An 11856-nucleotide genomic window follows, 5' to 3' on the forward strand; every position below is an offset into this window, starting at 1 on the left:
TAGCAAAATCCGGGGGCTAGGCCTCCGGCCGGGATCAATCAGTCGACCGGGTCGATCGAGACGACGGCCAGGAAGCCGCGGCCCAGGATCTCGGGCGTCGCCGTGTCCGAGCCGACGACGGCGTCGTACCGGCCCAGCGCCTCGCCGTCCGCCGTCGCCTGGCCCTGCAGCAGGATGCCGAACTGCCCCTCGAAGACCGGGTGTGCCCGCTTCTTGGACAGTTCGATGATGGAGGTGAAGCCCTTGAAGGCGCCCCGCCGGCAGATGACGTTCAGGTCCCGGATGTCACCGGTGGGCAGGGCTCCGGCCGCGTCGGCGTCGCCGGAGAACCGGAACGGGCGGTACTTTTCCAGCGGGTGCTCGGCGCCGTCGACCGTGAGGAACAGCAGGTCGCCGTCCACCACGGTGAGGACCCGCTCCATCCCGGGGAACGCGGAGAAGTCTCCGGCCTTGCCGACCTCCGCGATGCTCACCCGCCAGTCCCAGCCGCCGTCGGCCGCGTCGAGCGGGAAGCGGGCCAGTTCACGGGTGGTGCCGCCGCCGTTGCGCCAGGGGGCGGGCTTGAGGTCGGCGTAACGGATGATGTCCATGGGGATCAGCCTAGCCGCGGCGCCGGTGGCCGGGCGCGGGACTTGCTAACGTCGAAGCAACACAGCAACACAGCAACACAGCAACACAGCAGCACAGCAGCACAGCAGTCAAAGCGACACAGCACAGCGGTAGGGAGCCGGAATGTTCGTCAAGGTATGCGGTCTCAGCACCAGCGAGGCCGTCCGGGCCGCCGTCGACGCCGGGGCGGACGCGGTGGGCTTCGTCCTGACCGCCAGCCCCCGTCAGGTGGCGCCGGACCGGGTCCGCGAACTGCTGCCCGGCGTGCCGTCAGGGGTTCCCGCGGTGGGCGTCTTCCGGCACGAACCGGCGGCCGACGCCGTCGCCGCGGCACGGGACGCCGGGCTGGACTGGGTCCAGCTGCACGGCGACCGGACCCGGGAGGACGTCCGGGTGGTCCACGACGCCGGGATGAGGCTGATCCGGGCGATCACGATGTCCGCGGCACCGGAAGCCTTCGCCGACTGGGGCGAGGACCTGCTGCTGGTCGACGCCGCCGTGCCCGGCTCCGGCGAGGCCTGGGACTATGCCTCGGTCCGCGCCCGTGGGCTGGGGGACCGGCACTGGCTGCTGGCCGGCGGCCTGGACCCGGCGAACGTGGCAGACGCTGCCGCGGCGGCCGGTGCGTGGGGCGTGGACGTCTCCTCCGGCGTCGAGGTTTCCCGTGGGGTCAAGGACCCGGCCCGGGTCACGGCCTTCGTCACCGCCGCCAAGGGGCACTGACCGCCGCCCCGGGGGCCACCCAAGGCGCGGTCACCGCGTGATGGTGAAGGTGTCCGTGAAGCTGCCCTCGGCCGGGACCAGTGCGGCGGTCAGCGCGTCCTCTCCCACGGACACCTTCAGCGTGCCGTAGGTGGGCTTGACGTTCTTGCCGGACCACTCGGCGAAGTAGCCGGCCTCGGGATCTTCCTCGCGGACGTCGTGCAGCCCCACCCCGCCGATCCCGACGCCGGCAAACACCGTCCCGCGGCCCTGGTTGAGCGTGCCGCCGGTGCCACCCAGGCACTGTTTCGAGAATTCATCCGGGACCAGGGCGGGGCAGTCCGGACTGTGGCCCAGTTGGTGCGTGCGCTGGTACAGGTGCTGATGGCCGGTGAGGACCAGGTCCACCTTCTTCTCGATCAGCAGGTTGTTGAAGTCCGCGCCGGGCTGGCAGGAGTAGGCGCCCAGGTTGAAACACGGGGTGTGCATGCCCACCACCGTCCAGGGGATGTTCCGTTCCTTCGCCCCGTCCAGCGCGTCCGCGGTCCACTTCCAGCGCTCGCTGTCGCGGCCGTAGTCCAGGGTTTTGCCGTCCCGGAACCTGATCCCGGGGGAGACCATGACGATGCGGACCAGTGGGTTCTCTTGGGGCACGTCGGCGTACCACTGCGTGCCGTACTCACCCACCAGCCCGGGCAGCCGGTTCGGCAGGCACTGGGCGAAGGTGGCGATGTCGCCGTCGTGCCCGTCGCTCTCGTGGTTGCCGGTGACGAGTTCATAGGGGAAGCCGGTGCCCAGGACGCCGGTGACCATGTCGCAGAACTGCTGTTCGAGGCCGGCCTGGTAGCTGAAGTCGCCCAGCGCCAGATTCAGTGCCGGCTTGATCTTCGCGACCGCTTCGAGCACCTTGCGGGCCTTGGAGCCGACGCCGATGTCCCCCTGGGCGGTGAACACGACGGGCGCCTGCGCCGGGGTGGAGCGGGGCGCCTTGGTCCCGGATGCCGTCCCCGACGGCGTGCCGGACGACGGCGGCTGCGGACTGCCGCCGGTGCAGCCAGCCAGCAGCCCCAGCGCCAGGAGGGCGGAGAGTGCGGCCACGGGGGATCGCCGGCGGCTCACTCCCAGCCACGAACCCACGCGTTCCGCCCTTCAGCAGGCCGTTTCCGGGCAGCAGCCCGGCCTGCCCCTAGGGTAAACCGGGGCACGCGTCCCCGGACAGTGCCCGGCGCCGGCGTCCATACCGGGGCCACGGATTCAGGGGCGGTTCAGGGCCATCCCCGAGGACAGATCGACCGTCGGCGGGGGAGAATGGTGCCATGAAGACTCTGCTCAACATCATCTGGCTGCTGTTCGGGGGACTGTGGCTCGCGCTGGGCTACTTCGCGGCCGGCGTCGTCTGCTGCCTGCTGATCGTCACCATCCCCTGGGGCCTGGCCTCCTTCCGGATCGCGTCCTACGCCCTGTGGCCCTTCGGCCGCGCCGTGGTGGACCGGCCCGGCGGCGGCGGTGCCCTGTCCCTGCTGGGCAACGTCATCTGGCTGCTGGTGGCCGGCATCTGGATCGCCGTGGGCCACGTGGTGACCGCGTTCGCCATGGCCGTGACCATCATCGGGATCCCGCTGGCCATCGCCAACCTCAAGCTGATCCCGGTGTCCCTGATGCCGTTGGGCAAGCAGATCGTCACGACGGACCGGCCGTTCGCCGGCGTCTACCGCTAGGAAACAGGCTCAACCGTCGCCGCAGCGCGGAGGGAGAGGGCAATGCTGGAGAATGCAGAATCCGCCGGTGCGGAGGCCGTGCCGGAACAGGACGAGCTCACGCTGGTGATCACCCGCGAGTTCCAGGTGCCCGCCAGCGCGGTTTGGGCGGCGCTGGTCGATCCGGACCAGGCGGCCCTCTGGTGGGGGCCGCGGGGCTTCCGGGCACTGCGCGAAACCATCGACGCGGACCTGGAAATCGGCACCCCGTACAGGGCTTGCCTCCTTGAGGACGCGACCGGCCAGGAACACTGGTTCAGCGGTGTCCTGACCGATCTCGAGCCGCCCACACTGTTCGTCTTCACCCATGCCTGGGAGAAGGTGGACGGAACCCGCGGCTTCGAAACCGAGGGCGCCTTCCGGCTCGAGGAGATCGATGGCGGCACCCGGCTGGTCTTCACCCAGGGCCCCTTCGATACCGCCGACCACCGGGACGCCCACGGTTCCGGCTGGCGCGAATCCTTCGACCGGCTCGCCGATCATCTCCGCCGCGCGGCCGGCGGGTCCGGGGACCGGTGAGGCGGCCCGGCGCCTAAGCCAGTTCGCCCGCGAGGTTCCGCCGCGCGGTGTCTTCCCAGAGGGAACGACCGCGCCCGGTGTGGAAGAGCGGCTCCTGTGCCAGCAGTTGCCGGACGACGGCGGCGCGGCCGGCGGCGAAGTCGGCGTCGCCGATGTGCGCGAAGTCCTTCCGCACGGCTGCGAGGTAGCGGGCGTACTCTGCGGGGTGGCTCCCGAGGATGGCGAGGTCGGCGTCGCTGAGGAGGGCCGCGGCGTCGTCGCCCGGCTCGGGCCGGTGGTCCGCCGTCATCCGTACCAGCCGCGCCACCTCTTCCGCCTCGCCGTCGGGCAGGCCGGTGTGGGCCAGCCGTTCCTCGGCCAGGCGAGCGGACTCCTCCTCGTCCTCGCCCGCGATCCCGTGGTAAACCGCGTCATGGAACCAGGCCGCCAGGCGCACCGTCCGGGACGGCAGGCCGGGAGCGGCCAGCCGGTCCAGCGCCTCCAGCACCGCGAGCAGGTGGGTGCGGCCGTGGTAGTTCCGGTGCTCCTCGCCCCACCGGTCCAGCAAGTCCAGGAAGAGCGCGTCGTGGCCGGGCAGGGTCTCATTCCAGCGCGTCAGGAGCGGCAGCTTCAGGGAGCCGTTGCGCCTCCGGGCGGGAATCCGGAGCCCGCTGGCGATCAGCTTGCGCACCAGGACCCGGCCCTCCACCGGGATGGCACCGGCGGCCACCAGCGCGTCGAAGCGGGCCTCGGCGACGTCGTAGTGATCGCCGTCGAACGCCCGCTCCGGGATTCCCGCCGCCCCCGCGAACGCGTGCAACTCCTCAAGGGAGCTGTCGGACACCAGGTGCGAGAAGACTGTGCCGTGGGCGGGCCAGAGCGGGGGATCGATGTAGATGGCCATTCCGGCAGTTTACGAGGCGGCCGGCAGGATGTTCTGGTTGCCGCGGAAGACGTTCTCCGGATCGAACTCGCGTTTCACCAGGGCCAGCCGCCCGTAGTTCTCCTCGCCAAAGGCGGCACGGACCCGGTCCCGGCCCTCGTCACCGACGAAGTTCAGCCAGACTCCGCCGTTGGCGTAGGGGGCGATGTCCCGGCGGAACTGCTTGACCCAGGCCTTGGCCTCCTCCGCGGCCGCCGCCGACGCCTCCATGCCGTACGGGTGGGTGACCCACTGGGCGCCGCGGTTCTGCAGCGGAGTCTGAGCCGCCGCGGGGCCGGCCACGGCGCCGCCCCACCGGGCCACGAGGTGCTGGGAGTGGGGTCCGGGAAGGCGGCTCGCCGCATCCACGATCACGTCCAGCGCGGCGTCCGGCAACTCGTCGTGGTACTCGGCGCTCCAGTAGTGGTAGAGGTCGGGCGGGTCATCGATCATGCACTGGAAGGCGGTGTAGTCCATGTCGCCCACCAGGTCGACGGCGGGCCCCAGCGCACGGAACGGGGCGGCCTCCTCGGCCCCGGCAGCCGGGGCGCCGGCGTAGAGGTATGCCAGGCCGACGGCGGGTTTGTCCACCATATCCTCGGGAACGAAGGGTTCCGGGGGCGCCGTGAGGAACACCAGTGCCGTGCCGACGGCGTCCGGTGCCTTCAGGGAGATCTCACGGTAGGCGCGGGCCAGGTCGGGTGCGTCTTCGCCACGGAAGAGCATGATGCCGGCGTGCACGGTGGGCCCCAGGTCGTGCAGCCCAAAGGTGAAGCCGGTGGCCACGCCGAAATTGCCGCCGCCCCCGTGCAGGGCCCAGAACAGCTCCGGATTCTCGGCGGCGCTCGCCGTGACCCGGTCTCCGTCCGCGGTGACCAGGTCCACCGACTGCAGGTTGTCGCAGGCGAAGCCGTACGAACGCTCCAGCCACCCCGATCCGCCGCCCAGGGTGAAGCCGGCCACGCCCGTGGTGGAGGCCCGTCCGCCGGTGCTGGCCAGCCCGTGCTCCTGGGTGGCCCGGTCGAATTCGCCCCAGGTGACCCCGGCGCCGACCGTGACGGTGCGGTTGTCCGGGTCCACCGTGATGGACTTCATCGGCCGGACGTCCACCACCAGTCCGCCGTCGTTCGTGGACATTCCCGCCACCGAGTGCCCGCCGGCCCGGACGGCGACGTCGAGCCTGTTGGCTTTGGCGTGGGCCAGGGCCTCGGCCACGTCCGCGGCGTTGGCGCAGCGGGCGATGACGGCCGGGCGCCGGTTGATCATGGCGTTGAAGAGTTTTCGCGTTTCGTCGTAGGCCGTGTCCTGCGGCCGGACCCATTCCATGGCTGTGCTCCTAGCCGACCGGAGCCCACCCCACCCTCCCATGGTAGGCCGGATGGTCCGGCGGAACCATGGTCGGGCGGGTCCCCGCGGCGCCTTTAGAAAAGGCTCAGATGCGGTCCTAACGGGTCGTGGAGTCCGTATATGCGGACTATAGTGGCGGCATGCCTACTTTTCGCGTCTCCGAAGCGGCCCGGTTCCTTGGAGTCAGTGACGACACCGTCCGCCGCTGGACCGAGAGCGGAACCCTGACCCCGCACCGGGACGACGCCGGCCGGCTGGTGGTGGACGGGCTGGAGCTCGCCGGCGTCGCCCGGGACCAGGCCAGGCTCCCCGAGGACCCGTCCCGCGGCGGCAGTTCGGCCCGCAACCGGTTCGTCGGCCTGGTCACCGGCATCACCGCGGACACGGTCATGGCGCAGGTGGAGCTGCAGTGCGGACCGTTCCGGGTGGTGTCGCTGATGAGCAGCGAGGCCGTCCGGGACCTTGGGCTGGAACTCGGCTCCGTCGCCACCGCCGTCGTCAAAGCCACCACGGTGATCATCGAGAGCCCGCACGGGAAGACCCTGTCGTGATCCGCCGCGCCGCCGCCATCCTCCTGGCCGCCGCCCTGGCCGCGGGCACCGCCGGCTGCGGCGCCACTGGCGGCTCCGGTTCCGGGGCCCGGGTCCTCACGGTCTTCGCCGCCGCCTCCCTCAAGGCTCCCTTCACGGCGCTAGCCCAGAGCTTCGAAGCCAGCCACCCCGGCACCAGGGTGAGCCTCAGCTTCGCCGGGTCCTCGGACCTCGCCACCCAGCTGGGCCAGGGCGCCCCGGCGGACGTCTTCGCCTCCGCCGACCCCGCGAACATGGCCAAGGTGACCGGAGCCGGGCTCGCCGAGGGCAGCCCGCGGAACTTCGCCAGCAACACCCTCACCATCGCGGTGCCGCCGGCCAACCCCGCCGGCATCGGCTCCTTCGCCGACCTGGCCAAACCCGGCGTCCGCGTGGTGGTCTGCGCGCGGCAGGTGCCCTGCGGCGCGGCCGCCGCCGCCCTCCAGAGCCGGAACGGGGTGATCCTGGCGCCGGTGAGCGAGGAATCCGCCGTCACCGACGTCCTCGGCAAGGTGGCATCGGGGGAGGCCGACGCCGGACTGGTCTACGTCACGGACGTTAAAGGCGCGGCGGGCAAGGTCAAGGGCGTGCCCTTCCCGGAGGCCGCATCCGCCGTCAACACCTATCCGATCGCGGCCCTGCGGGGCGGCCGTGAGAAGAACCTGGCGCAGGCCTTCCTCGACGAGGTCACCGGCGCCGAGGGCCAGAAGGTGCTGGCCGACGCCGGGTTCGGGCGTCCGTGAGGCGTCCCCGGAGGGGCCGTCGCGGCTACCATGGCATCCCCCGCTGGGTGGCCGCGCTCGCCGTCGTCGCCGCCGCGTTCATCCTGCTGCCCCTGGCGGCCGTGGTGGCCCGCGTCGACTGGCCCAACTTCCTGCCGCTGGTGACCTCGGATGCGTCCCTCACCGCGCTGGGCCTGAGCCTGCGGACAGCGGCGGCGAGCACCGTCCTCTGCATCCTGCTGGGGGTGCCGCTGGCGCTGGTGCTGGCCCGCGGAGAGTTCCCCGGGCAGCGACTGCTCCGGTCTTTCGTGCTGTTGCCCCTGGTGCTGCCGCCGGTGGTGGGCGGCATCGCCCTGCTGTACACATTCGGGCGGCAGGGGCTGTTGGGCCGTGGCCTGGAGGTGGCGGGCATCCAGATTGCCTTCTCCACGACGGCGGTGGTCCTGGCGCAGACGTTTGTCGCCCTGCCGTTCCTGGTGGTCAGCATGGAGGGGGCGCTGCGGGCCGGCGGCCAGCGCTACGAGGCCGTGGCCGCGACGCTCGGCGCCCGGCCCGGAACCGTGCTCCGGCGGGTCACGCTGCCGCTGGTGCTGCCCGGCCTGGCCTCCGGGGCGGTCCTCTCCTTCGCCCGCAGCCTGGGCGAGTTTGGCGCCACTCTCACCTTCGCCGGCAGCCTGCAAGGCATCACCCGGACCCTGCCGCTGGAGATCTACCTGCAACGGGAGACCGATGCGGATGCCGCCGTCGCGCTGTCGCTGCTCCTGGTGGCCGTGGCGGTCATCGTCGTCGGGGTCAGCTACCGCGGGCCCGGTACGCCGTCCGCCGCTCCGTCCCGCAACGCGAACGCCGAACCGGCGGAGGCGAGGCAATGACGTTCACCCTCGATGCCGTGGTCTCGGACCGGGGCCTGGACGTCTCGCTGACCCTGGGCGCTGCGGACACCGTCGCCATCCTGGGTCCCAACGGCGCCGGAAAATCCACCCTGCTTTCCGTTATCGCCGGCCTGATCCGCCCGGACTCGGGCGCGGCCGCGCTCGACGGCCGGCCGCTGTTCCGCCTCGGCGGCGGCCGCACGGTGTGGACTCCGCCGCACCGCCGCGGAACCGCGCTGCTGGCCCAGGAAGCCCTTCTTTTCCCACACCTGACCGCCCTGGACAACGTGGCCTTCGGCCCCCGCAGCGCCGGCGCCGGACGCGCCGCGGCCAGGGATGCGGCCGCGCACTGGCTGGCCGAGGTCGAAGCCACGGACCTGGCGGACCGCCGACCCGGCGACCTCTCCGGCGGCCAGGCCCAGCGGGTGGCGGTGGCGCGCGCGCTCGCGGTCGACCCGGGCCTGCTGCTGCTGGACGAGCCGATGGCCGCGCTGGACGTCCACGCCGCGCCCCTGCTGCGGCGCCTGCTGAAACGGGTCCTGACCGGCCGCCGCGCCATCATCGTCACCCACGACGTCCTGGACGCCTACATGCTCGCGGACACGGTCGTGGTGCTCGAGGCGGGCCGGATCGTGGAGCAGGGGCCCACCCGCGAGGTGCTCACGCGGCCACGGAGCAGGTTCGCCGCCGGACTGGCCGGGCTCAACCTGGTCCCCGGCACCGTGACGGCTGCCGGACTGCTGCCGGACCCGGCCGGCGGAGGGCCGGGAGGCCCGGGTGCCCAGGGTTCCCCGGTGACAGAGCTTGCTGGCCGGCACGAGGACACTCCGATCCCGGGCCAGGCAGGCGTGGCGGCATTCCCGCCGTCGGCCGTCTCCGTCTTCCCGGAGCAGCCGCACGGCAGCCCGCGCAACGCCTTCGCCGTCACCGTCACGGACCTGGAGCCGCACGGGGACCAGATCAGGGTCCGTGCGGGCGACCTCGCCGCGGACATCACCCCCGCCGCATCGGCGGACCTGGCCCTGGCGCCGGGGGTTCGGGCCTACTTCGTGGTCAAGGCGGCGGCGGTCGCGATTTATCCGGCCTAGGGTGGAGGGAGCCCCACCCGCAACCAGGAGGAATACCGTGCAGCACTCTGAAACAGGCCAAGGACAGACCGCGCTGGTGGTTGGCGCCAGCGGGATCGCCGGATCGGCCCTGGTCGACCTCCTCGCCGGCACCGGCTGGGACGTCCTGGCCCTGACCCGCAGCGGTGCCGTCCTCCCCGGTGCCCGCTCCATCGCGGCGGACCTCGGCTCCCCGGAAAGCCTTGCCGCGGCCCTGGCCGGCGAGCGGCCCACCCACGTGTTCTTCACCGCCTGGTCCAGGCAGGACACGGAACAGGACAACATCCGGGTCAACGCCGCGCTGCTGAGGAACCTGCTGGGCGCCGTCTCCCACAGTCCCGTCCGCCACGTCGCCCTCATGACCGGCCTGAAGCACTACCTCGGCCCGTTCGAGGCCTACGGCGAGGGCGACATGCCGGACACGCCGTTCCACGAGGAGGAGCCCCGGCTGCCTGTCGCCAACTTCTACTACAACCAGGAGGACGAGCTCTGGACCGCCGCGGAGCGGCAGGGCTTCACCTGGTCCGTGCACCGCGCCCACACCGTGATCGGCCACGCCGTGGGCAACGCGATGAACATGGGCCTCACCCTCGCCGTGCAGGCCTCGCTCTGCAAGGAACTCGGCAGGCCGTTCATCTTCCCGGGCTCCGAAACGCAGTGGAACAGCCTGACGGACATGACGGACAGCGGCCTGCTGGCCGAGCACATGGTCTGGGCGGCGACCGATGACGGCGCGGCGAACCAGGCGTACAACGTGGTCAACGGCGATGTCTTCCGCTGGCGCTGGATGTGGCCGCGGCTGGCCGCCTACTTCGGCGTCGAATCCGTCGGCTTCGAGGGCGCACCCCGGCCGCTGGAGGTCCAGATGCAGGGCATGGAGCAGACCTGGGCGGACCTCGCGGCCCGGAACGGCCTTGCGGAGGCGGACCTGGGCCGGGTCTCGTCCTGGTGGCACACCGACGGCGACCTCGGCCGCAATATCGAGGTGCTGGCGGATATGAGTAAGAGCCGGGTGGCCGGGTTCACCGGGTACCGCCGCACCCTCGACTCGTTCACGGATCTGTTCGAAAGGTTCCAGGCGGACCGGCTGATTCCCTAGCGGGCGCGGACCGGGTGCTGGCTGACGATCGAGACCCGGTTGAAGGCGTTCATGGCGATCGCCAGCCAGCTGATCGCGGAGAACTCGGCCTCGCTCAGCTGCTGCCGGGCCGCCCTCCCCTCGTGCTCCCGGGCCGCCTGGTCCGAAATGTCGGTGATCGCCTCGGCGAGGGTCAGGGCGGCCCGCTCCTTGGCGCTGAACAAATCCGTGTCCCGCCAGGCCGGTAGGACCGCCAGTCGCTGAGCGGTTTCACCGTTCTTGACGGCGTCGTGGACGTGCAGGTCCAGGCAGAACGCACAGCCGTTAATCTGCGAGATCCGCACGTTCAACAGTTCGATCAGTGCCTGGTCCAGGCCGGCCTCGGTCGCGGCCTCCTTGGCCTTCAGGCCCAGGCCGTTGAGGGCCCGCCACGCGGCGGGGTGCTCCTTGTCCAGAAACAGGCGGCCGGGGGAACTCTTGCGATCGCCGTGCTCTGCGGCGGAAGTCTCTTTCATGACCCCAGCGTACCGACACGCCAGACGGACCCGCAGAGCAGCATGTGACAACTTTGTCATATGTGTGACACACTCTGTGTGTAGCACTTATCCGATCCGGTCGTCGGTTCCTTGGGGGAACCGACAGCCGGATCGTTTGCTATGCGGGGGTGGACGGGGAAACGCCAGCCTGCGGGGCGCCCGCCGAACCGGCCCTGACCAATGACGCCCCGGCCGCCACGAGGTCCTTGCCGGTGCTGGCGACAGTGATCCCGGCGAAGTTCTCCGCGTAGGTGCCCAGGTCCTCGTGGAGGGAGCCGACGACGGCGTGGACCGGGGTGGCGCCGCTCCGGGCCAGGATGGCGGCGATGATCTTGCCCTGCCCGGTCTGGGAGTCCAGCCGGCCCTCGCCGACCACCACCGCCTCGCTGGCGGCGGCCAGGGCGTCGAAGCCGAGCAGGTCAAGGACATGGTCCGCGCCGGAGACCAGCCGGGCCCCGTACCGGGCCCACATCCCGCCAGAGAATCCCCCGGCGGCGCCCGTACGGTCCACGGCCCGCGGGTCGCGGCCCAGGTCCCGGGAGAACCGGTCCGCCAGGGCCTCAAGCCGCAGCGTCAACGTCTCGACCTCGGCCGGTCCGGCTCCCTTCTGGGGCCCGAAAACCCGGGCCGCGTCGCCGAAACGGGTGGTCACGTCGCTGAGGACCACCACCTCGGCGCCGTCCAGGCCGCCGCGTTCCTCAATCGCCGCGATGGCACCCGCCCCGCCGTCGGTGGTGGCGGAACCGCCGGCGGCCACCAGCAGGCGCCGCGCCCCGTGCCGGACGGCCTCGGCCATCATCACCCCGGTGCCGTACGTGCTGGCCCGGACGGGATCCCGGTCGCCGGCGGTGGGCAGGTTCAATCCGCTGGCGAACGCGAGTTCGACGACGGCGGTGCCGTCGGGGGCCAGCGCAACGACCGTCTCGACGTCGTCGCCCCAGGGACCCACGGTGCGGACCCGGACCGGCCGGGCGTCCAGGCCGCGGGCCAGCACCTCGAAGGTTCCCTCGCCGCCGTCGGCCACCGGCAGCTCGACGGCGGTTCCTCCCGCTGAACGGATTCCGGCGGCGATGTGGCCGGCGACCTCGCCGGCGGCGAAGGTGCCCTTGAAGCTGTCCGGGGCGACGAGGATGGCCAC

The 11856-nt window shown here is 71.8% G+C and carries 14 protein-coding genes; 8 read left to right on the forward strand and 6 right to left on the reverse strand.

The genetic code is table 11. The features are described 5' to 3' along the window. Positions 1-38: 38 nt before the first annotated feature. On the reverse strand, positions 39-590 hold the full coding sequence (locus tag ACFUCU_RS06405; protein ID WP_377971485.1) for a HutD family protein: 552 nt from the start codon (positions 588-590) through the stop codon (positions 39-41). A 142-nt stretch (positions 591-732) separates the two neighbouring features. Here ACFUCU_RS06405 and ACFUCU_RS06410 point away from each other — a divergent pair, with 142 nt between their 5' ends. After that, positions 733-1332 (forward strand): phosphoribosylanthranilate isomerase, encoded by a 600-nt coding sequence (locus tag ACFUCU_RS06410; RefSeq protein ID WP_377971486.1) that lies wholly within the window; start codon positions 733-735, stop codon positions 1330-1332. Positions 1333-1362: 30 nt separating this feature from the next. Here the strand turns inward: ACFUCU_RS06410 and ACFUCU_RS06415 are convergent, their stop codons facing one another. After that, positions 1363-2409 (reverse strand): metallophosphoesterase, encoded by a 1047-nt coding sequence (locus ACFUCU_RS06415; RefSeq protein WP_377971488.1) that lies wholly within the window; start codon positions 2407-2409, stop codon positions 1363-1365. 218 nt (positions 2410-2627) lie between these two features. Here ACFUCU_RS06415 and ACFUCU_RS06420 point away from each other — a divergent pair, with 218 nt between their 5' ends. Together ACFUCU_RS06420 and ACFUCU_RS06425 are read left to right on the forward strand one after the other, a co-directional pair. Further along, positions 2628-3029, forward strand: a complete 402-nt coding sequence (locus tag ACFUCU_RS06420; RefSeq protein ID WP_377971490.1) for a YccF domain-containing protein — start codon at positions 2628-2630, stop codon at positions 3027-3029. A gap of 42 nt (positions 3030-3071) precedes the next feature. Further along, positions 3072-3587 carry an SRPBCC domain-containing protein gene (locus tag ACFUCU_RS06425; protein ID WP_377971492.1) on the forward strand — a complete coding sequence of 172 codons (516 nt, stop codon included), beginning with the start codon at positions 3072-3074 and terminating at the stop codon, positions 3585-3587. Between the two features lie 13 nt (positions 3588-3600). Here the strand turns inward: ACFUCU_RS06425 and ACFUCU_RS06430 are convergent, their stop codons facing one another. Then, the gene (locus ACFUCU_RS06430; protein WP_377971494.1) at positions 3601-4470 is read right to left on the reverse strand and encodes a DUF4031 domain-containing protein; all 870 of its coding nucleotides are present in this window, start codon (positions 4468-4470) and stop codon (positions 3601-3603) included. A 9-nt stretch (positions 4471-4479) separates the two neighbouring features. After that, positions 4480-5814 (reverse strand): FAD-binding oxidoreductase, encoded by a 1335-nt coding sequence (locus ACFUCU_RS06435; protein WP_377971496.1) that lies wholly within the window; start codon positions 5812-5814, stop codon positions 4480-4482. A gap of 161 nt (positions 5815-5975) precedes the next feature. On the opposite strand from ACFUCU_RS06435, the gene ACFUCU_RS06440 reads away from it, so the two are divergent. Genes ACFUCU_RS06440 through ACFUCU_RS06460 form a run of 5 tightly spaced genes read left to right on the forward strand, consistent with a single transcriptional unit; the run spans position 5976 to position 10203 of the window. Next, on the forward strand, positions 5976-6386 hold the full coding sequence (locus ACFUCU_RS06440; protein ID WP_377971498.1) for a molybdopterin-binding protein: 411 nt from the start codon (positions 5976-5978) through the stop codon (positions 6384-6386). Next, positions 6386-7147, forward strand: coding sequence for a molybdate ABC transporter substrate-binding protein (gene modA / locus ACFUCU_RS06445; protein ID WP_377971817.1), 762 nt, complete (start codon positions 6386-6388; stop codon positions 7145-7147). Before ACFUCU_RS06440 ends, modA begins: the two co-directional genes overlap by 1 nt. Next, positions 7144-7998: an ABC transporter permease gene (locus ACFUCU_RS06450; RefSeq protein ID WP_377971500.1), complete on the forward strand. Its 855-nt coding sequence runs from the start codon at positions 7144-7146 to the stop codon at positions 7996-7998. The genes modA and ACFUCU_RS06450 overlap by 4 nt, the downstream gene beginning before the upstream one ends. Next, positions 7995-9086 (forward strand): sulfate/molybdate ABC transporter ATP-binding protein, encoded by a 1092-nt coding sequence (locus tag ACFUCU_RS06455; protein WP_377971502.1) that lies wholly within the window; start codon positions 7995-7997, stop codon positions 9084-9086. Before ACFUCU_RS06450 ends, ACFUCU_RS06455 begins: the two co-directional genes overlap by 4 nt. A 37-nt stretch (positions 9087-9123) precedes the next feature. Beyond that, complete coding sequence (locus ACFUCU_RS06460; RefSeq protein ID WP_377971504.1) at positions 9124-10203, forward strand: SDR family oxidoreductase; 1080 nt, start codon at positions 9124-9126, stop codon at positions 10201-10203. On the opposite strand, the gene ACFUCU_RS06465 is transcribed toward ACFUCU_RS06460, so the two are convergent. Then, the gene (locus tag ACFUCU_RS06465) at positions 10200-10697 is read right to left on the reverse strand and encodes a carboxymuconolactone decarboxylase family protein (RefSeq protein WP_377971506.1); all 498 of its coding nucleotides are present in this window, start codon (positions 10695-10697) and stop codon (positions 10200-10202) included. The two genes, ACFUCU_RS06460 and ACFUCU_RS06465, sit on opposite strands and share 4 nt — an antisense overlap. Positions 10698-10836: 139 nt before the next feature. Then, entirely contained in the window at positions 10837-11856 is a 1020-nt protein-coding gene (locus ACFUCU_RS06470) for a glycerate kinase (protein WP_377971507.1), read from the reverse strand.

It is taken from the genome of Arthrobacter sp. NPDC057259 (assembly GCF_042668995.1).
GTDB lineage: Bacteria > Actinomycetota > Actinomycetes > Actinomycetales > Micrococcaceae > Arthrobacter.

What these genes read in the sequence shown, in the direction of transcription:
- ACFUCU_RS06455 (WP_377971502.1), top strand. Translation starts at nt 7,995, where the DNA reads ATGACGTTCACCCTCGATGCCGTGGTCTCGGACCGGGGCCTGGACGTC.
- ACFUCU_RS06435 (WP_377971496.1), bottom strand. Translation starts at nt 5,814, where the DNA reads ATGGAATGGGTCCGGCCGCAGGACACGGCCTACGACGAAACGCGAAAA.
- ACFUCU_RS06440 (WP_377971498.1), top strand. Translation starts at nt 5,976, where the DNA reads ATGCCTACTTTTCGCGTCTCCGAAGCGGCCCGGTTCCTTGGAGTCAGT.
- ACFUCU_RS06430 (WP_377971494.1), bottom strand. Translation starts at nt 4,470, where the DNA reads ATGGCCATCTACATCGATCCCCCGCTCTGGCCCGCCCACGGCACAGTC.
- ACFUCU_RS06465 (WP_377971506.1), bottom strand. Translation starts at nt 10,697, where the DNA reads ATGAAAGAGACTTCCGCCGCAGAGCACGGCGATCGCAAGAGTTCCCCC.
- ACFUCU_RS06425 (WP_377971492.1), top strand. Translation starts at nt 3,072, where the DNA reads ATGCTGGAGAATGCAGAATCCGCCGGTGCGGAGGCCGTGCCGGAACAG.
- ACFUCU_RS06420 (WP_377971490.1), top strand. Translation starts at nt 2,628, where the DNA reads ATGAAGACTCTGCTCAACATCATCTGGCTGCTGTTCGGGGGACTGTGG.
- ACFUCU_RS06405 (WP_377971485.1), bottom strand. Translation starts at nt 590, where the DNA reads ATGGACATCATCCGTTACGCCGACCTCAAGCCCGCCCCCTGGCGCAAC.
- ACFUCU_RS06410 (WP_377971486.1), top strand. Translation starts at nt 733, where the DNA reads ATGTTCGTCAAGGTATGCGGTCTCAGCACCAGCGAGGCCGTCCGGGCC.